General features: G+C 69.3%; 15 protein-coding genes and 1 pseudogene. 8 read left to right on the top strand and 8 right to left on the bottom strand.

The window, feature by feature from the left end:
- The first annotated feature begins 528 nt into the window (after positions 1-528).
- The 5 genes from ACLB9X_RS32460 (at position 529) to ACLB9X_RS32440 (ending at position 9442) form a co-directional block, all read left to right on the top strand.
- Complete coding sequence (locus ACLB9X_RS32460; protein ID WP_410364022.1) at positions 529-3003, top strand: hypothetical protein; 2475 nt, start codon at positions 529-531, stop codon at positions 3001-3003.
- Positions 2991-3527, top strand: a complete 537-nt coding sequence (locus tag ACLB9X_RS32455; protein WP_410364021.1) for a hypothetical protein — start codon at positions 2991-2993, stop codon at positions 3525-3527. Before ACLB9X_RS32460 ends, ACLB9X_RS32455 begins: the two co-directional genes overlap by 13 nt.
- 214 nt (positions 3528-3741) lie before the next feature.
- Positions 3742-6267 (top strand): DEAD/DEAH box helicase family protein, encoded by a 2526-nt coding sequence (locus tag ACLB9X_RS32450; protein WP_410364020.1) that lies wholly within the window; start codon positions 3742-3744, stop codon positions 6265-6267.
- Positions 6268-6499: 232 nt separating this feature from the next.
- Entirely contained in the window at positions 6500-8164 is a 1665-nt protein-coding gene (locus tag ACLB9X_RS32445) for a hypothetical protein (protein WP_410364019.1), read from the top strand.
- Between the two features lie 135 nt (positions 8165-8299).
- Complete coding sequence (locus tag ACLB9X_RS32440; RefSeq protein ID WP_410364018.1) at positions 8300-9442, top strand: hypothetical protein; 1143 nt, start codon at positions 8300-8302, stop codon at positions 9440-9442.
- A gap of 444 nt (positions 9443-9886) precedes the next feature.
- Here the strand turns inward: ACLB9X_RS32440 and ACLB9X_RS32435 are convergent, their stop codons facing one another.
- Positions 9887-10138 carry a hypothetical protein gene (locus ACLB9X_RS32435; protein ID WP_410364017.1) on the bottom strand — a complete coding sequence of 84 codons (252 nt, stop codon included), beginning with the start codon at positions 10136-10138 and terminating at the stop codon, positions 9887-9889.
- Positions 10139-10220: 82 nt separating this feature from the next.
- The gene (locus tag ACLB9X_RS32430) at positions 10221-10490 is read right to left on the bottom strand and encodes a hypothetical protein (protein ID WP_410364016.1); all 270 of its coding nucleotides are present in this window, start codon (positions 10488-10490) and stop codon (positions 10221-10223) included.
- Positions 10491-10769: 279 nt separating this feature from the next.
- Between ACLB9X_RS32430 and ACLB9X_RS32425 the strand changes: the two genes are divergently transcribed.
- The 3 genes from ACLB9X_RS32425 (at position 10770) to ACLB9X_RS32415 (ending at position 16960) form a co-directional block, all read left to right on the top strand.
- Positions 10770-15644: an RHS repeat-associated core domain-containing protein gene (locus ACLB9X_RS32425; RefSeq protein ID WP_410364015.1), complete on the top strand. Its 4875-nt coding sequence runs from the start codon at positions 10770-10772 to the stop codon at positions 15642-15644.
- On the top strand, positions 15641-16315 hold the full coding sequence (locus ACLB9X_RS32420; protein ID WP_410364014.1) for a histone-like nucleoid-structuring protein Lsr2: 675 nt from the start codon (positions 15641-15643) through the stop codon (positions 16313-16315). Before ACLB9X_RS32425 ends, ACLB9X_RS32420 begins: the two co-directional genes overlap by 4 nt.
- Before the next feature lie 348 nt (positions 16316-16663).
- Positions 16664-16960 (top strand): hypothetical protein, encoded by a 297-nt coding sequence (locus ACLB9X_RS32415; protein WP_410364013.1) that lies wholly within the window; start codon positions 16664-16666, stop codon positions 16958-16960.
- Between the two features lie 57 nt (positions 16961-17017).
- Here ACLB9X_RS32415 and ACLB9X_RS32410 read toward each other — a convergent pair.
- The 6 genes and pseudogenes from ACLB9X_RS32410 to ACLB9X_RS32385 all read right to left on the bottom strand — a co-directional run.
- Positions 17018-17197 (bottom strand): annotated as a pseudogene (locus ACLB9X_RS32410) (ATP-binding protein); the annotation flags it as partial.
- Positions 17198-17396: 199 nt separating this feature from the next.
- Positions 17397-18179 carry a hypothetical protein gene (locus ACLB9X_RS32405; RefSeq protein WP_410364012.1) on the bottom strand — a complete coding sequence of 261 codons (783 nt, stop codon included), beginning with the start codon at positions 18177-18179 and terminating at the stop codon, positions 17397-17399.
- On the bottom strand, positions 18163-18750 hold the full coding sequence (locus ACLB9X_RS32400) for an RNA polymerase sigma factor (protein ID WP_410364011.1): 588 nt from the start codon (positions 18748-18750) through the stop codon (positions 18163-18165). Before ACLB9X_RS32400 ends, ACLB9X_RS32405 begins: the two co-directional genes overlap by 17 nt.
- Entirely contained in the window at positions 18747-18905 is a 159-nt protein-coding gene (locus ACLB9X_RS32395) for a hypothetical protein (protein WP_410364010.1), read from the bottom strand. Before ACLB9X_RS32395 ends, ACLB9X_RS32400 begins: the two co-directional genes overlap by 4 nt.
- 308 nt (positions 18906-19213) lie before the next feature.
- Positions 19214-19639 carry a hypothetical protein gene (locus ACLB9X_RS32390; protein WP_410364009.1) on the bottom strand — a complete coding sequence of 142 codons (426 nt, stop codon included), beginning with the start codon at positions 19637-19639 and terminating at the stop codon, positions 19214-19216.
- Positions 19640-20115: 476 nt separating this feature from the next.
- Positions 20116-20418: a hypothetical protein gene (locus ACLB9X_RS32385; protein WP_410364008.1), complete on the bottom strand. Its 303-nt coding sequence runs from the start codon at positions 20416-20418 to the stop codon at positions 20116-20118.
- Positions 20419-20731 lie beyond the last annotated feature (313 nt).

The following is a 20731-nucleotide window of genomic DNA, read 5'->3' as shown; positions in this document are numbered from 1 at the left end:
TCCTGGGCATGACGACGAGGCGGTCGCGTTCATTGCCACGTGGCTCGCGTCCTGCGTGAACCGGTCTGCAGCGGCATGGAGTTGGGTTGCACAGGCGTGAGGTACAGCGGGGGAATCCGCGCGGCGCGCTTCCCAGTCGTGTGATCTTGTCGTTCTACGCGCGTCCTCTATGCGACTTGTCCGATTTACTGGGTATCTGACAGACTTTTAGGGCACGTCAGTGGTCTCGATGACCTGCCAGCCCCGTGCCGCCGTCGGCGGAGAGGGCGTGAGCCGTGCGCCGCGGAGCCCCGCCGTTAGGCGGTAGTTTTCCGGTGGCGTGCACAGTCTCCGGTGGTGGACTCAAAGAGGCAGACGGTCTTCACCGGTGCGCGCTCGGTGTGCGTGACGGTGACGGCGGCCCGTGCGGGTGCTCCCTGGACCGGAGTTCCTGTGTCTCGGGTGCGTGTCGCACCCGGCAGGACCGCCGGATGCGTTCGTTCGCACCCGGGGTCATGAGGGCTTCCGGGAGAAGGACCATCTGCTTCCATGTCTACCCGTAAGGCCCCCGAGGGGCCCTTCCCGTACCCGACCACCTCTGAGTGGGCGGAGAACCTCTACGAGGCCATCACCAACACCTGCGCGGCCGAGGGCGTCGCGCCTGTGCCCCGGCGGGCGGTGCTGGAGGCGCTCGCCCCGGCGCTCGGCCGGGGCGAGGCCAAGCGTGTCATCGAACGGCGCCGCGACGGGAGCCGCTTCCTGCGCCAAACCGCCTACCAGGTCGAGGCCCGGGACACCGACGACGCGCTGTTGCTGCTGAGGGTGGAACTGCACGGCGCGGCAACGCTGCCCTGGCCGCTGAACGACCGCACGCGCAGCGACTGGCTGCACCCCACCCCGGAGAACCTGGTCCGTCTCGAGGAACTCGTCGACCAGCAGCGGGAGGTGGCCGGGTTGAAGATCGCCGTGGCCCGGGCGAAGGACGCGCAGCGTCGTCTGGCGGTGACCGCGTCGCTGGCGGAGAAGGACGCGGCGGTGGCCGCGGTCCGCGACGCCGAGAGCGAGCTCGCCCATGCGGAGAAGGAACTCAACCTGCGGGAGAAGGCGCTGGGCTGGCGGCGGCCGCTGCCGACGGTGCGTGCCGTGGTCGAGGACGGTGTGCCGCTCGCCGCGCTGAGCACGGAGCAGGTCCGCTCCGACGTGGCCGGCGCGCTGCAGCAGTACGCCGTGGACAAGCTGCGCGAGCGCGGACGGCAGCGCTCCTACGACCTGATCGAGTCCCTGGTGCACGAGGGGCAGCGGGACTCCACCGTCGTTGTCCTGCAGCAGGTCCCGATGACCGGCCGGGACGGATCCGCCGTATCCCCCTGGCGGGGCTTCCATGTCACCGGCAACAACCGGGGCGACGCCCGGCTGCAGGCCTACGGGCTGGAGGCTCAGCAGATGCTGACCGGTGTACCGCAGTCGGTGCTGCGGCTGCCGGGCGAAGAGGAGAACCGGCGGCTGGTCCTGGTTGGGCTGGGCGAGATCCTGCGCCGGATCAGCACCCTGCTCAACGCCGCATACACCGTCCCCGGCCACGAGCTGGAGGAGCGGGCTGACCGGGCGCAGCGGATCGCCCAGGTTCCCGCCCGTGTCGTCGTCGGCGCCCGGACCCCGGAGCGGCTGGAGGAGTCGCTGCGCCAGCTGAACGTGCACGACCACCTGCGCGGCCAGCTGGGCTACGACAACGAGGACCGTGGTCTGGGCCTGTGGTCCACCCTGGTCAAGGCCTACCAGGCCAAGGAGCTGCTCGGTGAGCTGCTCGCCAAGGAGGTCGCCCAGGACCGGATCGCGGCAAGCACCCTGGACGTGGACGCGATCGCCGATGCCCTGGTCGGAGCCCGGGCGTTGGACGTGCTCGCCGTGCTGCTGTCTCCGGGCGACGAGGTGAGCCCGATGACACTGCGCGACGTGGCCATCCGCTGCACCACGGTGATGCTGTTCCCGCCGATCCCGCCGCGCCCGGAGAACCTGCCGCCGCGGGCGCACATGCCCACCGGCCGGTACTGGCCGGTGGTGCGCGCCGCCCTGCAGGAAGCACCGTGGAGCCAGTCGAACGGGCCCAAGGCCGAACGCCGGACGGAGGTGTGGGCGGCCGTGGTCGCCCAGCACTTCGCCAACCGTGGAAACCTGCTCGCCGCCAAGAGCGCGTTCAGCGCGCGCAACGTGCAGTTCGGGGTGCGGCCGGATGCGCGCAGCCTCACCTCGCTGATGAACGCCTGCCGCCAGGGGGACGCCGCGGCCTGGGAAATCCTGGTGCGCAGGCACCTGCTGCCCGGCCTGATCAACGCGCCCGAGCCGTTCATCACCTCCGGCCAGGGCTCGGAGAAGAGCGAGGACCGCAAGGGCGTGCGTCGTCCCCCCTCCAACGCGGTCCTGGCCCTGGTGAACGCCTACACCAGCCCGCCCGAGGGCGTCACCCGCGAACTGCTGTGCGCGTTCGCGGAGTCGGTCCTGCGCGCCCCCGATGCCTCTGCTGGAGTCGACGGCCAGGCACCCGGCACGTTCTGGGCGCCCGACGCCCACGGCCACCCGCGCGAGAACGTCCTGGCCGACAAGAACTGGTTCGACGCCACCTTCCCCAAGACGTCCGCCGGCAAGGGCAAAGGCAAGGACGTGCCGCCCTCGGACGACTCCGACGGCGGCACGGAAGAGGACACCGCCGACGACAGCGGCGAGGTCTCCGTCGAGGTCGATGACGAGATCGCGGAAGACGCGCTCACCCGCATGACCCGCCTGCGCGCGGCGCTGACCACCCAGGTCGACAACAGCGCCGACGCCGTCGCCACCGCCGCCGAGCAGATCGAGCGGCTCCTGGAGCACATCCAGGACGCCGTGCGCTCCCGGAAGGAAGCCGGCGCCGAGGAGGAACCCCCCGAGGTCCAGAAGCTGTACGTGAAGGACATCAACGAGATCAAGAAGGAGTGGACGAAGGTCGTCGACCTGCTGGACCAGGCCGGAGCGGCGGTGTGGGAGCTGTGATCGACGACTGCTGCCCGGAACCGGTCGCCGGACCGGTGGTCGACGCGCGAGCGCTTCGCCACGCGTGGACGGCATTGGGGCCCCTCGCGCTCGGCGGCTGGCCCGTCCGCTGCGGCCTCGGCCCGCAGCACCGTGAGGAGACCCTCGCGGTGCTGGACGACGTACTCGCCGGGCTGTACCTGGCGGTTGACGCCGACGGGCGGCTGCGGTGGCTGGGCAAGGCGCACCGCGACGGGGGCGTCGGCGCCCGGCTGCGGAATCACTTCCGGCACCCGGAGCGGGCCCGCGTCTTCGCCGGGGTGTTCGTCGTGGAGGCCGATCCGTTCAGCCCTCCGAAGGCGATCGAGGCAGCCGAGGGACGGGCCGCCGACCTGATCGGGCTGCGCAGCCGCATGGGCACGCGGCGGTGGCCGACGGTCACCGAGGCGCAGTGGCTCGCCCTGGTCACCTCGCGGCCTGTGCCGCGAGTCGTCCCTCCTCGGCTGGACGGTGACAGCGACGGCCGAGCGGACTTGCCGGCCTGACGGGACTGGGCCAGGTCTGCGAACAGATCCCCCTCCTGGCCGCTGCTGTCAGGCGTGCCGGGAGGCACCTCGTGAGGGGTTAGACCGCAGGGGCCGCACCGGCGCCTGGGGAGGCCGGTGTCGCGAATGGCGTCGCCATCTGTGCGGCGGAGCTCAAGAACGACGGAGGGCAGGCGGCGTGGCGCCGCCTGGTCAGGTGAGGGAGGACAGCGAGATGGCGCTGAATTGGGACCTGATCGGCACGGGGGACAGCGAGGCGCTGCTGCGGCCCCGGGACATCTATGCGGGGCTCGCCAGCCGGCCGTGGCCGTATCTGCGGCATGAACAGGGCGAAGTGCTGGACAAGTGGTTCCACCGACGTGAGCAGCAGGATGTGGTGATCAAGCAGAACACCGGCGGGGGCAAGACGGCCGTCGGTCTGCTGATCGCGCAGAGCACGCTGAACGAGGGCATCGGCAAGGCCGTGTACCTGACGCCGGACAACTACTTGGCCAAGCAGGTCCGCCAGGAGGCCGCCAAGCTCAACATCGCCACCACGGACGACCCGTACGACCCGACGTTCCTCACGGCCCAGGCCGTGCTGGTGACGAATTACCAGAAGCTGATCAACGGCAAGTCGGCCTTCGGCGTCGTCGGCGATGGCAAGGAACCGCTCGAGCTGGGCATCGTCATCGTCGATGACGCGCACGCCGCTCTGGCCCGGACCGAGGACCAGTTCCGGCTGCGGGTGCCCGCCGGGCACGACGCGTACGACAAGCTGCTGGAGCTGTTCGCGCACGACCTGCGCCACCAGTCGGCGAACGCCTGGGCGGGGCTGGAGGACAAGGACCCCACGGCTCTGGCGCCGATCCCGTTCTGGGCGTGGGCCGACAAGCACGACGAGGTGCTGAAGATCCTGCGCCCGCACCGGAAGGAGCGGGTCTTCGAGTTCGTGTGGCCGCTGCTCGCGGAGGTGCTGCACCTGTGCACCGCGACGGCGACGTCGTCGGCGATCGAGATCCGGCCCTCGTGCCCGCCGATCGACCGCATCACCTCGTTCGTGCGCGCCCGCCGCCGGGTCTACCTGACCGCGACGCTCGCCGACGACAGCGCCCTGGTCACCGACTTCGGGGCTGACCCCAAGCTCGTCGCCCAGCCCGTCACGCCGGGCAGCGCCGCCGACCTCGGTGAGCGGATGATCCTCGCCCCGGTGGCGCTCAACCCGGACCTGGACGAGGAGGCCGTGCGGGTGCTGGCTCGCCAGTTCGCCGACGGGGACCAGGACGGTGACGGCATAGCCGAGACCGAGCCGGTCAACGTCGTCGTGCTAGTGCCCAGCGACCGGGCCGCGGCGGCGTGGGCACGCTACGCCGACCACACGTGGCGGGTCGGCGACCTCGAGGCGGGCGTCAAAGAGCTGCAGGCCGGTCACGTGGGCCTGGTGGTGCTGGTCAACAAGTACGACGGCGTCAACCTCCCGGCCGACGCCTGCCGTCTGCTGGTCCTCGACGGAATCCCCCGGCCCCTCGACGCAGTGGAGCGGCGCGAGGCCGTCGCGCTGGCCGACAGCACCGTTCGCCTGGCCAGGGAGGTCCAGCGGATCGAGCAGGGCATGGGCCGGGGCGTGCGCGACGGCGAGGACTACTGCGCGGTCCTGTTGCTGGGCGCCAAGCTCGCCACGGCGATCCACGACGCCCGCCACCTGGCGTTGTTCTCCCCCGCTACGCAGGCGCAGCTGAAGCTGAGCCGGGACATCGCCGGCCAGATCAAGGGCGAAGGGCTGGACGCGGTGCGCCAGGCGCTGCGCGCCTGCCTGCGGCGAGTGCCGCAGTGGAGGGAACGCAGTCGGCGGGCGCTGGCGGAGGTGCGCTACACCGACCACGGGACGGTGCGGCCGGAAGCCATCGCGCTGCGGGAGGCGTTCGACTTCGCGGCCACCGGCCGCCCCTCGGCCGCGGCCGAGCGGGTGCAGAAGGCGGTCAACGACCTCGGCGGGAGCGACATCGCGCTGCGGGGCTGGCTGCGGGAGCAGAAGGCCGCCTACTTGCACCTGACCGACCCTGTGGCCGCCCAGCAGGCTCTGGCTGGCGCGCTGAACGACAACATGTTCGTCCTGCGTTCTGTGAACGGTGGCGCCCCCGTCCAGTTGAAGGCGGCCGCGGTGCAGTCGCGTGCCGCCGCCGAGTTCCTGGCGGGCCGTTACCGCGACGGCATCAGCCTGAGGCTCGGCGTGCAGGCGCTGTTCGAGGAAGTGGTCTGGGGCGATGACGAGCGCTCCGACGACGCCGAGGCGGCCTGGCAGAGCCTGGGCGGGCATCTCGGGTTCGCCAGCACTCGCCCAGAGAAGCTGTACGGCACGGGCCCGGACAACCTGTGGGCGCTCTCGGCCGCGCAGCAGGCCGTCACCGAGCTGAAGACGGGCTGCACAACCGACACGATCGCGAAGAAGGACATGGACCAGCTCGGCGGCAGCGTCCGCTGGCTCAACGATCACAACCCGGAGGTGGAGGCCCTGCCGGTCATGCTGCACCCCAGCCGGGTCAGCGACGCCAAGGCCACCGCAGTGCCAGGCATGCGCGTCGTCACCCCGGCCCTGTTCGAGAAACTGAAGGAGGCCGTGACGAGTTACGCGGCGGCGCTCGCCGCCAGCCCGGACCGCTGGGCGGACGAACAGGTGGTCCGGGAACAGCTCGCGCACCACCAGCTCACCGGCGACCGGCTCTTCACCACCTACGCCGAACCCGTGCGCGTCTCCTCCTGATCAACGCCCGGGAGTCCGAGGGCCCTGGGCCTGTACGGGCCTGCCGCGTACACCGGCGGGCCCGTACCGGCCGGCAGGCACAGGCAGCTGGCCCCTACGGCGGGCGACGGGGGCCGGTCGGCAGCCCCTGGCACCGTTCGCCCTGCCCGCCAGGGCCGGGGGCGGCGCCGGGGCGAGGCGTTCGGCGTACGGAGCGGGTCGGGATGTCAGAGCGGGTTCGTAGGGTGGACGTGTGGTGAGAGTTCCGTGGGAGAAGCTGGCCGAGAACCCCAGGCTGTCGGAGTCCCTGGTGACGCTGCTGGTGATGCGCCTGCGCAAGCGGGCGCAGCCGGTCGACGGGACGGGCGGGGACGGCGGCCGGGACCTGTTCGAGTACACCGACGACGATGGACTGGTCGTGTACGAGGCGAAGTCGTTCACCGGCCGGATGACCGCGGGACGCCGCAGGCAGGTGGAGCGGTCGCTGGTGTCAGCGGCCCGTCACCAGCCGGACCACTGGGATCTCCTCGTGCCGATCGACCCGAACCCGGTCGAGCAGCGGTGGTTCGACGGCCTGCGCGATGAGTTCCCGTTCGTGCGGTGGTGGCGGGGGCGCAGCTGGCTCGACGAGAAGTTCGCGGCCCATCCCGATCTGGTGCGCTACGCGCTGCAGGAGGCCGAGGGCTATGTCCTGGAGTGCATCGCCGAGGCGCGTGCCGAGCGCGACACGTTGGCCGGCGGGATCTCCGACTACGTCGAGCGGGCCAGCGCGCTGCATACGCGGGTCCAGGAGATCTCCCCCCACCACGCGGTGCACACCTCCCTGGACGCCGACGGTCGGACGGTCGTGCACCTGACGCCGCAGGGGCCCGACCCGGACGGGCAGGGCACCATCCGGTTCACCGGGCGGGTCCGCTTCGCCGACGGAGACCCGCAGGAGGCCCGCCGAAGGCTGCGGTTCGAGGAGACCATGCGCTTCGGCGGAGAGGTGGAGCTGAGCACGGACAATCTCGCCGAAGCCGCCCTGTCGGGCCCCGCTGGGCTGGGGCTGGAGCGGATCACGGTGGGCGGTGTGCGCATCGCATCGCCCCGCCAGGTGGTGACGCCGCCACTGCGAGGGCAGGTCGTCGTCCAGCTGCCCTCGGGCGTTCCGCTCGCCTCTCTGCCCGTGTCCTTCACGCACCGGGTGAGCGGCATGGACGGCGGGACCCTCCACGGCAGTGACATGACCGGGTTGATGCGAGTGCGGCTGCGCTACGACCAACGCGATCTCTCCGCTCAGCTGAAGTTTTCCTTCCAGCCGCCCGAGGCGGCGATGCCGCAGACGATGGTGCCGGTGCTCCGGCTGCTCAGCCAGGCCACGCCCGGTCGCTGCATGGAACTCGCCTTCGCCGGGGAGCCAGCGGGCCGGGTGCGGGCACCGATCAGCACGACCATGACGCCTCAGGGCTGGGAGCCGGGCGAAGCCCAGCTGTGGGCCGATGCCTTCGACGACCTGACGCGGCTGCAGAGCAGGACTGGCTGTTTCTTCCCCGTCCCCGACGACTTCACCAAGCGCGATGCGCGTGAGGTCAAGGACATTCTCTCCCTGCTCGACGGGGAGGAGATCGTGCTGCGGGGCAGCACCGTGTCCGTGGGCGTCGACAGCGCCGAAGCCCTCACCCAACTGGGGGACATCCGAGCCGGGATGTTCCGCGTCACCGCCGGCTACGAGGGGATGCTCTTCACCCTCGGCGAGCACCAGATCGACCTCGGTCCCTGCACGGAGATCTACACCATGGACAAGATCCTGAACATGGAAGAGGCCCGGCGCGACCTCGCCGCGCGCGGGCACGCCACCGTGGTGATGCGCCTCGCCGAGCGTTTCCCGGCCGTGCGCTATCTCGGGCCCGAACGCCCCAGTAACGCCGAGGTGTGACGGCGGCGCCGAGACGGTGGCAGGTGCGGGTACAGGGAGACGGCCGGGACGTGGTCGCGACGGCACGAGGGTCGCGCGCCCTCTGGTGGCCGCGTCGCCAACGGCCGACGATGTCCTGGAGGATCACCAGCGGGGGTGGGCGTGGAGCTGACGGCGTTCTTCAGCAGCGGCGACGGATGGGCGCAGCCCTGGGTGCTCGACACCGAACTGGTCGAGTCCATGCGGTTCGGCCCGCCGACAGGTCACACCGACCTGGACGTGGCCATCGCGCTGACCCGGCTGCTGCACCACGACTTCGTCTCCCACGGCACCGACGGCGAGGGCAGACAACTGGACGACGAGAGCGTGCCGATCGTCATCAAGGCCCACCGCGCCGTTCTGGAACGCCTCGCCCTCGAGCCGCCGTCCTGGCCGTTCCGTTCGTTCGACGGGCCGCGCGGGTTCGGCACCTACTGGCGCGACAACAACATGAGCGGCAGCTGGAAGGCCCGGCGGGACTGCATCGAGCAGCTCCTGGGCCCCACCCGCGACGCGCTGGAGGACCTCCAGGAGCTGGAGTACGAACGCCGGTTCACCAAGGGGCCCTCAAACAGCTTCAAGAACCTCATCTTCGCCGCCGACGGGGCGAAGCCACAGATCGTGCTGCGCGACGCCGTGAACAACGACGTCGAGATCGTCCGCAACTCCGACAACTGCCTGGTCTTCACCGACCCCCTGCCGCCGCACGGGCTGACCTGGCGGCAAATGGTGGCCTGGTGGAGGAAGAAGCACCACCCGGACGCCGACGAGAAGAGCGCCGCCGACGCGCTGTACCGGCGCCTGTACCGGTCGCTGGACTCCCCGCCCGAACAGCTGCTCATGATCACCTACTGCGCCCGTTACGCCGAGGACGGCGGCTTCGACCTGCCCGCGCTGATCCCGCAGGTCTACCTCCACTACGACCCCTACAGCCGCAGGAGCGGCAAGCAGTCCGGGGCGCTGTACCGGCAGCGGATGGACTTCCTGATCCTGGCCCCGGATCGTTCCCGCATCGTCATCGAGGTCGACGGGGTGCAGCACTACGGGATCGCGAACCCGCCCGACGAGAAGGGCCGGGTCACCCATACCGCCGTGCCGCGGCTGTACGCGGAGATGGTCGCCGAGGACCGCCGGCTGAGGCTGGCCGGATACGAGATCTACCGCTTCGGCGGCTGGGAACTCACCGCGCCGGGCGGCGAGCGGATCCTGACGGACTTCTTCACCGGACTCCTCGCCCGGCATCAGAAGCCGGCCCTGTGACCAGCGGTCTCGGGGAGGGAATTCAGCGCGAACGTCGTGTAGCGGCTTGCCGTGGTCCAAGAGCAGGGCGGACCGCTGACACTCCTCGGCCCTTTGGGCCTGCGTCGAACCGGAGGCGGTCGGGTAGCTCAGGTCGAGGCCGTGGCCATCTGCTTGGTCATCAAGAGGAAATCGGCCACCTGCTCCACCCCTGGTGTTCCCTGAACCCCAGCGTCTTCTCCCTGTCGGGGTTCTGCGCCGGGAGCTGCGGCCGGTCCCGAGGCGTTCGGCCTGCGGCCCGGCGGCCGATCGGCGCTGGCCGACCGGCTGGGGACCGGCAGCACTGCAGGTGACTGCCGGGGCCCCGGCGGATGCCCCGCCGCCCGCCAGGGCCCGGATGCAGACCGGTCAGCGCGGTTGCGTTGGGACACGAGCCCCCCCGCTCGGGTCCCAGATGCTGCTGGGTTACCAGGCGCGCCTCGGGCCCAGCGCTCGCAGGACCTTCTGGACATCCTCCTGGTTGTTGTACAGGTGGAAGGCGAGCCGCACACCATCGCCCCGGACGGATGCGCGCAGGCCCTGCCCGTCGAGTCGTTGCTCCGCGTCCGGTATGCCGCGCACGGAGACGATCGGGCTCGCGACCCGAGGCATGGGGATCCCCATACCCTCCCGGAACGCGTTGGCCAGGCTGACATCGTGCCGGTTGATCGCCTCCACGCTCACCTGCTCGATCAGCTTCAGTGCCGGTACTGCCCCGAGCCAGGACAGCCAGGCAGGGCTAGTGTCATGCCGACGGGCATCATTCGCCAGGGTCAGCGACGGCCCATACCAGGGTGCCGGGGGTGACGGCGAGCAGCGGGACGCCGCTGTCGGCGCAGAACTTGCTCCAGCTCGCCCAGTCCTGGGCGTAGCCCTTGCGGGTGCGCTCCGGGCGGCCGTCCGCGACCGCGCGCACCGCCTGGCCGTCAATGTGGTCGAGGGCGGCCCGGGTCGCGGTGTCGTAGTCCTCGGGCCGGGCCGGCGGCGCCGGGGTGACGACCGGTACGACTGTTACCCGACTGCCTGTCATGGCCCGTCCTGTTCGCCGGAGATGAGCCCGTTTCTGGACTCCGGATATGGGGAGTTATCCAGGGTCCAGCGGCCGAGAGCCGGATCATCAGTTGCTCGCCCTCGTGCTCGGCGGCGATTCGGTTCTTCGCAACCTTGATCACGCGAACGCTTCCGGGTGACGGCTGGGGCGATCCGTGCCACTCCCCCGGCTGACGGCCCTGACCGGAAACGCGCAGGCCGAACATCACTGACCTGACGAACCGGGTCGGCTGGCCTTTGGGTTTGCTGTGTTGCAGTGGTGACCGAGAACCGTCTGGGCTGGTGTCAGCGCCGCATGGCATCCTGTGGATCTTGTCTGGCAGATAGTGCTGAAGCGGGGGTTTGGGTCGTGGGTTACACGATTCCTGAGGGTGTCGACACGATGCTGGATGTTGTCGGTGTGGGGTGGCCGAACGTCGACGAGGACGCCTACCGCGACATGGCGGACGCGCTACGGGAGTTCGCCGACGACGCGGAGGACGATGGTGCGGCCGCGCACGGGCACATCCAGCGGTTGCTGTCCACAGGGCAGTCGGAGTCGCTGACCGCACTGGACAAGCACTGGGCCAAGGTGCAGGGCAAGCACAAGGACTTGGCCAAGGCGGCGCGGATCATCGCGGGTGCGCTGGACCGAGTCGCGGACATCATCGTCGCCCGGAAGATCGCCGCCGTTGGCGAACTCGCCGATCTGTGCGCCACCGTGGGTATCACCCTGGCGTTCGCGCCGGTGACAGCCGGTCTGTCGACGCTGCTCGCCGGCGCGAAGATCGCGGCCACGCGTATCGCGTTCAAGAGGATCCTCAAGGAGATGGCCGAGGCGGCCGTCGCCGAGATCGTCGCGACGCTCACTCAGCCCGCGGTCGCCGCGATTGAGAACGTGGTGGCGGACCTGGCGATCCAGACCGCGCTGAACGTGGCCGGTGTGCAGGACGGCTACAACAGGAACCAGACGGTGCAGGCGGGCAAGGACGGTCTGCAGCTCAACTCGGCCGGCGGGTCGACCGGTCCTGGGGGCGGTCCGGAGATCGACCATGACGCGCACGGCAAGACAGGGCTGCATCTGGCGAACGTGCAGGTCGCCATGCAGGGCAAGACCAAGGGCAAGCTCGGCAAGGCCAAGGGCGCGCACGGCCGGGCGAAGGGCAAGGACTCCCTGACCGCGGTCCTGGACACCACCATCGACGGCGTTACGGAGAAGCTCACCAAGGCGCTGGACGACCTCGGCGACCACGTCGGCAAGAAGCTCCCCGACGCCATCAAGGGCGGCTCTAAGATCCACAAGGACACCGACGGCGATGTCCGCGACGCCGTCAGGAGCATCAAGGGCGGCTCTAAGATCCACAAGGACACCGACGGCGATGTCCGCGACGCCGTCAGGAGCATCAAGGGCGGCAATCGTAAGGACGAGGGCGGACCGGGTGGAAGAACGGGAGGCTCCGGCGGGAGGCGCACGGGAGCTGACGACGGGCGTGCCAAGCCGGACCGCTTGGATGAGGCCAAGGAGGATGCGCGTCGCAACGCGATCTCGCTGAGGAAGAAGACTTGCGAGACCGACCCGGTCGATGTCGCGACCGGTGAGATGGTGCTGCCGCAGACAGACCTGTCGCTGCCTGGTGTCCTTTCCCTCGTCCTGAGCCGTATCCATCTGTCTGAATACCGTTACGGCCGGTGGTTCGGGCGGAGCTGGGCATCCACGCTGGATGAGCGCATCGAGCTGGATTCGCGGGGGCAGATGGCGATCTGGGCGCGGGAGGACGGCTCGGTGCTGATCTATCCGCGGCTGCCGGGGCCTGGTGACAGTGAGGGAGTTCTTCCGGTGGAAGGTCCGCGGCTCGCTTTGGTGTACGCGGGCCAGGACAACGCGGTGACGACGTACCGGGTCTTCGATTCTTCTTCGGGGTTGACCCGGTTCTTCACTGGCAGTCCGTACAGCGAGTCCTCCGCCTACTGGCTGTCTGAGGTCCAGGACCGCAATCACAACGGGATCACTTTCGCGCGCCGCGGCGACGGTGCCCCGGTCAGGGTGGTGCACGACGGCGGCTATCAGGTCGCTGTGACCGTCGAGGATGAGCGCGTCACCGAGTTCGCGCTGCGTACGCCCGAGGGTCCGGTCACGGTCAGGCGCTTCGGCTACGACCAGGAGGGCAACCTGGAGACGGTGGTCAACTCCTCCGGGTTGCCGCTGCGATACACCTACGACACGGACACCCGTATCACCTCATGGACTGACCGGAACAACTCGACCTACCAGTACGTCTATGACGATGCAGGGCGTGTGGTGCGCACGATCGGTCCTGAGGGGTTCTTGTCGTCCGCTTTCGCCTACGAGTCCCATCCTGAGACCGGCGGCCGGAGCACCAGGTACACGGACTCCACCGGTGCCACCACCGTCTTCCAGCTCAACGACCGGCACCAGATCGTCGCCGAGACGGATCCTTTGGGGAACACGACCCGGTACGCCTTCGACGCTTACGACCGGCTTCTGGCTGTCACGGACCCCCTTGGGCACACGACGCGGCTCGAGCGCGACGGGGTGGGCAACATCATCGCCATGACTGCGCCGGACGGAGAGCGCACCACCGCGATCTATGACGATCTGCACTTGCCGCTCGAGGTTGTCGAGCGTGGCGGTGCGCGGTACCGGTACGAGTACGACGCGGCAGGCAACCGCACGGCCGTGATCAGCCCCGCCGGCGAGCGAACGGATTACGTGCATGACGGCGCGGGCGCTGTCAGCGAGATCCGTCCCGCGGCAGGTGGTCCGGTCCGTGTCTCGAACAACGCGGCCGGGCTGCCTGTGCTGGTCACCGCAGCGAACGGGGCCACTGCCACCTGCACCCGGGATGCCTTCGGCCGCATCACTGCTGTCACCGACGCGGTGGGGGGCACTCTTCGCCAGGGATGGACGACCGACGGATGCCTGTCCTGGCGCGAGCTGCCGGACGGCACCCGCGAGGAATGGACTTGGGACGGTGAGGGCAACCTTGTGGCTCATACCGACCGGATGGGCCGCACCAGCACCCACAGTTACACCCACTTCGATCTCCCGGCCGCCACGCGCAGCTCCGAGGGCATCGGCTACGCCTTCGCCCACGACAGCGAGCTGCGCCTGACCAAGGTCACCGACGCCCGGGGGCGGGAGTGGACGTATGTCTACGACCGGGCAGGAAGGCTCGTCGAGGAGACCGACTTCGACGGCCGCACGATGACCTACGGGCACGACGCTGCCGGACGCCTGATCATGCGAACGAATGCGGCAGGGCAGAGCCTTGCCTACGAGCGTGATGCCCTTGGCCGGGTCGTCCAGGTGTCTGACGGCAACCGGGCGGTCTCGACGTTCTCCTACGCCCCCACGGGCAGCCTTCACGAGATATCCAGCGCTGACGCGCGCATCACGCTCGAAGCCGATGCCGCAGGGCGTGTCGTGGCCGAGACGGTCAACGGGCGCACGTTCCACTACGCATACGACGCGCAAGGCCGGCGCACGTGGCGGCGTACCCCCTCCGGTGCCGAGAGCAGGCTCGACTACGGGGCCGACGGCCTTGCCGCGTACTCCGTCGGGGAACACACCTTCCGCTTCGACCGCGACGCGCTCGGCCGGGAGACCTCCCGGACCCTCGACAGTTCGCTGGCCATGCGGCAGGACTGGGATCCGGTCGGACGGATCACCCGTCACAGCGTCAGCAGCACCGATGCGGAGGTTCTCGAGAGGGTCTTCACCTACCAGCCCGACGGTACTCCGGTCGGCATCGACGACAGCGTCACTGGCCGCCGCACATTCACCCTGGACACAGCCGGCCGCATCACCGGCGTGCAGGCCCGCGGCTGGAGCGAGCAGTACTCCTACAACGCTGCGGGCGACCAAATTCGAACCGAGCTTCCCTCTCCTGCGCCCGGCCAGGACAGCGCAGGCGAGCGGCGTTACGACGGCACCCGCCTGACTCGTTCCGGTAGGACCAGCTACTCCTACGACGCGCAGGGACGGCTGACGACACGCAGCATCCGGACCCTGAGCGGGAAGCAGTTGACCTGGACCTTCGAGTGGAATGCCGAAGACCGCCTGGTCCGGGTCGGCACCCCGCGGGGCACCGTCTGGCGCTACCTCTACGACGGCCTCGGGCGGAGGATCGCCAAGTCCCACCACCACGCGGACGGGACCGTCATCGAAGCGATCGACTACTTCTGGGACGGTGCTCAGCTGGCCGAGCAGCGGTCCGGTGGCACCACCCTCGTGTGGGACTACGCCGGCTTGTACCCGCTGGCCCAGCGGGAGGCGAAGAGCAGGGACGAGGACCAGGAGGACATCGACCGGCGTTTCTTCGCCATCGTGGCCGACCTGAGCGGCAGCCCGAGCTACATGATCGCGCCCGACGGAGCCGTGTGCTGGCGGGCGCGGAGCACGGCCTGGGGTGCAACGCAGTGGAACAGCGACGCCACCGCGTACACGCCGCTGCGGTATCCGGGGCAGTACTTCGACCCCGAGACGGGACTGCATTACAACGTCCATCGTTACTACGATCCGGAAACCGGCCGCTATATCAGTCCTGACCCCCTCGGTCTGGCACCGGCGGCGAATCACTACGCCTACGTGCCCAATCCGTTCACGCTGGCGGATCCCCTGGGCCTGGCCGGCTGTTCCCCGGACCATACGTGGGGCGGCAGGGTCGTGTTCGTCCGTGACGAGCACGGTCGGCCGTTTGAGATGCATGCCACGATCACGCGCGACATGCTCGACGAGGGCACGGATGCCAACAGCCGGCTGAAACCGCCGGGGTTCATTCACGGCACCGATCACAATCAGGCTCGCGGGCACATGCTGGCCAGGATGCTGGGCGGTACCGGCGACCACTTGGACAACCTGTTCACCATCACGCAGGACCCCACCAACAGCCCCCATATGCGGGACCTGGAACAAATGATCTACAACGCTGTCGCGGGTGATCCTTCTCGGGGTATCGCCGGTCAGACGGTCCAGTACAGCGTCTACCTTGAGTACAGCGACGACAGACCGGACTCCGTGCCGTCGCGGATCTACATGCAGGCAGACGGATCCAACGGTTTCCACCTCGACACCGACTTCGCCAACCCCGACCATGCAGCACAGCAACGCCGACGCCGCCTAGGAATCCAATGACCGACATCGCCGCCCTCACCCGGCTCTGTCCGCCTCCCAACCCGCCGATGAGCATCCGCTGGGACACGGTCGAAGCAGAACTCGGCATGCCGCTGCCCCCGGACTACAAGCAGCTCGCCGAACGGTACGGGCCGGGGAAGTTCTGCGACTACATCCACCTCTTCCACCCCCACGGGGTGACCGAGTTCGTCCAGCTCACCGGCCCCATGCCCAGCCGGGTCCGAGCGCACCTGCGCAAGGACCACGACCAAGGCACGCACCCCGTCCCCCACCACCCCGACCAGCTCTTCGCCTGCGGCTCGACCGACAACGGCGAATACCTCTTCTGGATCACCGACCCCGCAACCGCCCCCGACCGCTGGCGCATCGCGGTCAACGAAGCCCGCGGCCCGCGCTGGTTCACCTACGACGGGACCCTGACGGCCTTCCTCATCTCCGTCCTCAGCGGACACACCCAGGTCCCCCAGTTCCCACCCAGCCTCCTGGAGACACCGCCCGAGTTCACGCCCTCACACCCCACCCTCTGGAAACCCGGCCCCGTCTCCGACGAGCAGCCCGTCGACACCGGAGCCATCCGCACATGGGCACGCGCCAACGGCTACGACGTCCCGCCCCGCGGACGGATCCCCCCCGAAATCCGGGAAGCATGGGAACGCGCCCACAGACCCTGAACCGACCATGCATGCCACCCGCAGGCCCTACGCCCGGAACGTGCCCCCCGGCGGACCCGCCTTCGTCGCCACCAGCGTCACCCACAGCGCCGTCCGCGCCCCCTCAAGCGGCAGCGCCTCCACCACCCCGAACATCGAGCCACCGCCGTACGGTGACCCGCGTACCCTCCGGCAGCGGATACCACTCCACCTCCGGCTGGCTTCGTTCACCTCAGGCGCAGCGTTTGTTCAGCAGTCTGGGAGCAGTTGGTGATCCACTGGCTCGCTGATGTTCACGAGAAATGAAGGCAGTCTGATGTCCGGGATGATCGGGGAGGAGTTCGGATCCGCGAGGGAAGGAACAGCGCGATGGCGATCAGAGGGCTGAGCCCGGAGAGGACGGCCCGCCTTGAAGTGCTCGTCGACGAGTGCCGGCCGCTGTTGGCAGGGGACGCCGGGATGGCTGCCGTGCAGCGGCTGCTGAGCGAGCGGCGGGTTGAGGTGCTTGATGCGGTGGTGATCACGCGTGAACTGCTGGGGGCGGGTCCGACGTCGCTCGCGGAGGCGAAGACCATCGTTTTGACTAGCCCGGGTAGAGGGCGTGAGCTGAGGGTGCACGAGCAGTTCATGGACGGCTTGGAGCAGAACGGTGCCCTCGGCCAGTGACAACCGGCTGGTCGGCGCCCCGCCACCCGCGAAGGGTGGCGGGTTGAAAGAAGGCCGTCAGACGGCCTTGGCTGGTTGTTCGGCCCGGGCCCGGGTGGAGGCGAGCCGATAGGAGTCGGTGCCGGTCTCGATGATCGTGCCGTTGAAGGTCAGACGGTCCACGATGGCCGCGCAGAGGCGGGGGTCGGTGAACGGCTTCGTCCACTCGCCGAAGGACTCGTTGGAGGCGATGGCGACGCAGGGCAGGCACGGCACCGCACACGTGCTCGGCCGTGACACCGCGTGCTTGTCGGTCGCGCGCTGATTGGTGCGGGACACGTTGCCTGTGGGGTCCATGGCTCGAGGTCGCCGACCCGGCAGAGTTCGACGCCGCGCGGGTCCGGGTACTGACGAGTCGGCGTCTTCGGTTCATGCGCGACGGTGAAGCAGTGATTCATCATCGTTCACCGGGAGCCGGTGTACGGCGCGGTTTCTGAGCCTGCGTGACCTGGCTGTGCGTCTTCCGCTCTGGAAGCGGAGCCTGGGGGGTGCGCCGGGGGGGACGAAGGGGGTCGGCAGCGGTGGTGAGCGTTTCGATGCGGTCGGTGAAGTCGGGGTCGGGCAGGGGCAGGTCGAGGTCGTCGTCGACGTAGGCGACGGCGGCCGGTACGTAGTCGAGGACGGCGGTGATCGTGTCGGGCACAGCGGGTGTGTCGACCTTCAGCGCGCGCAGGATGCGCAGGGCGGTGGCGGGGTCGAGGTCGTCTTCTGACAGGTGGGTGGTGACGGCGTCGGTCTGGGTGTGCCACCAGTCGGCCTCGCCGTGTTCTCCCAGGGCGCGGTGGTGGAGGGCGAGGCAGTACGTGGCCGCCGGGTCACCGGCGCCAGCCGCGTACTGCCACCAGAAGCGGGCGGACTCCTCCCGGTCGGAGAGCTGCAGCATGCAGCCAAGGACCCGGGCGCCGGACGGTTCGGGCAACGCCTGGGCGAAGAACACCTGTAGTTCGTTCAGGGCTGTGCCGTGGGCGATGACGGTTTCGCACAGGGTCGTCAGGTCCTCAGCGGCCGCCGATTCCCCGTGGGCGGTCGGCTGGAGGGTGTCGCGCAGGGGAACGGATCGCTGGTTGGTGGCGGCTATGCGGGCGGCCAGCCGTTCCGTAGCCGCGTCGATGTCCTGCTGCGTGCAGGGCTCGTGGAGAACGCGGGCGCGAGCAAGGAGGTCGTCAATGGGCGAGGTCATCGGCGTGTCCCTCTGGGTGCTTGGCGGACAGGCTGAGTGCCTCGCGCAGTCGGCGCTTGGCGTGGCGTGCGGTGGAGCGGACGCCGGCGGGGGTGATGCCGAGTTCGCCAGCGACCTGGTCGACGCTCAGGTCGTGCAGGTAGAGCAGGACCACGACGTCCATCTGTCGCGGCGGCAGCTTGCCTATCTGGGCGAATAGGCTCAGTGACTCCTCGAGCTGTCCGATGGCGTCGACGGCCGTGCTCAGGGCGGCGGTTTCGAAGGCCGCCTCCCCCAGTGGCGCCTCACGCCGGCCCCGGGCTCGTGCGAAGTCGATCGTCCGCGAGCGCATCACGCTCCAGGCGTAGCCGGCGGGGTTCTCCTTGGTGAGCACGGAGTCCCACACGCCGAGCAGCTGCTCGAAGGCGCCATCGACGGCCTCCTCTGCGTCTGCGCGGTTGTTGAGGTAGGAAGTGGCCCACCGCACGTAGGCGGGGCGGTGCATCTGGTGGAACGCCGTGAAGTCCACCGGAAGCTGCTTCTTCGTCATCGGCGCGGCCGTGGTCCTGCGGTCCGGAAGGCTTCCGGTCACTCCTGCCCCTCCTTGCCGCCCGTGCGCAGCATCTCGCTCACGCCCGCCCGCACGCCGGCCGCGGCCGCTCTCCGCATCAGCGTGACGGCGTCGCGGCCGAACACCCGCAGCACGAGCATGGCCATCACCACATCGCCAGCAAGATCGATCGTCACGGACCCTCGGTCCCTCCCTGTGCAAGGCGAGGCCCAGTTGATCCCCAGGCGGCCCCGGGAGCGCGCCGGTGTGCGCCCTCCGCATCAAAGACGTTCACCGAGGCCGTGATGTGCAACGCCCAGAACAGGAAACTTTACGGAGCGCTCAGCTCTGGTTACGCATACACGTTCAGATTCCGGCGGGTCTGGCGCGCGACCTGCCGCCCGCCACCCTGCGCGCCACACCACCTGACCTGCCGACACCACAGACCGCTGAAGGAGCAGCGTTTCGACAGCCGCCCGGCTGTGCGCGATCTCCGCCACCCCCTTCAAGTGGCGTACATCACAGGCGAGTTGAATGTGAACAACAGAGCCTCCCCTGCGGCCCGCGGGGAGGAGTACGCCGGATGCATGATCGACTGTAGGCTGCTGGAGCCGGAAGCCGGTGACACCAGGAACCCGGCGCACGCCTGCGGACTACCGTGGGGATACTTCAAGCGACGGCCGCGATCAGGCCCCTCGACGTGCCCAGTCGCCGTTGGCTCGAGCGCGACGGCCAAGCCGAGCGCGTCCGGGCTCAGCGCGACGACTTCCTCGTACGAGACGTGGCCGATCGCGCGGAAGGTCGTGTCGAGGCTCTGCCCGACGGCTTTGGCCGCCTCAACGGCTTCGGCGAGGCCGGCGCGGAAGCCCTGCAGCTTCTCCTCCAGCGATGCGCCCCTGAAGTCCGCTGCCAGGCGGTCGTCGGCGCGCATCCGGTCGATTCCGCCCTCCAGGCGCTCGAGCAGCTGAGGCAGTTCGTGGGCGCTGCGTGTCAGGCCGCTGAGGATCCGATATACCTCCAGTGGCGTCGACCCGCCGCCGAGCGCCAGCTGGACGTGTGCTCGTTTCGGTCACGAGAACGCCCGGATTGTTGGCGATGCGGGTGGGGCGCACTCCTTGAGTTCGGCAGCAAGTTCCTCAAGTTCGCAAGGACGGCGTCCTCCTCGTGGAACTCTGCGTTGAGCAGCAAGTTGCAGCTGTCGATGCGCAGACCGTTGTGGTGCAGATGTTGCACCCAGAGGACGACGGAGGAGTTTGCGAACCAGGGCTTGCCGTCCCGCATCACGGAGTACACCACCCCGGTGCCGGGCTCCACTTGCCCACTACTAGGTCATATCTCCCGCGGCTTGACTGCCACTTGATGCTTTCGCGTCTCCCCAGCTGCATCAGCCACACGTGCGGCGGTGGTTCACTCTGCAAGAGCCAGGACAAGGCCGACGAAGCCGAGGAGCAGACCGCCGGGCAGCGTTATGCCTCCCACGAGCCTGAAGAACCAGGGGCCGAACCGCGACGGCTCCGTAAGTCCCAGGTCCATCGTTCGGGCAGCCGTCACAGCCCGCACGGCATTGCGGCGGGCCGCAGCCTTGTCCGCTGCACCACGCAAGTTGAAGAGGAACATAGCCCCCCAGCCCACGCCGGCCATCCCCAACACGAGCAACCCGATTCCCACACCCACAGCAACCCTCCCCACATGCCGCCCAGCCGCGGCCACCGGCCGGACTCTGCCAGCCAGCTGCGGAGGGAGCAAGCGATCTTGAGGCCGGACCCGAGCTCGTGATCCGAACAGCACGAGACGTCCGGCCGGTCGAGGCACCGTCGCCGAGCACTGCCTCCTCACACCAGCGCATCAGCCCGGATCGCGAACAGGCCCCGCCGTTTCCGCCGGGGCCTGTTGAGGGTCGATGCCGGAGCCTCAGGCGATGTGGTTGTACGACTGCGTCATTCCGAAGAAGACGGTGCTGTCGTTGCGCGTCCGGAACGGCGCGGCTGTGCTGCCGGTGCCCTGGTAGAAGTACGTGTTGCCG

This window comes from Streptomyces sp. 5K101 (assembly GCF_046506645.1).
GTDB lineage: Bacteria > Actinomycetota > Actinomycetes > Streptomycetales > Streptomycetaceae > Streptomyces.
The sequence above is the reverse complement of the archived record's forward strand: the minus strand, read 5'-3'. Positions and strand labels throughout refer to the sequence as shown.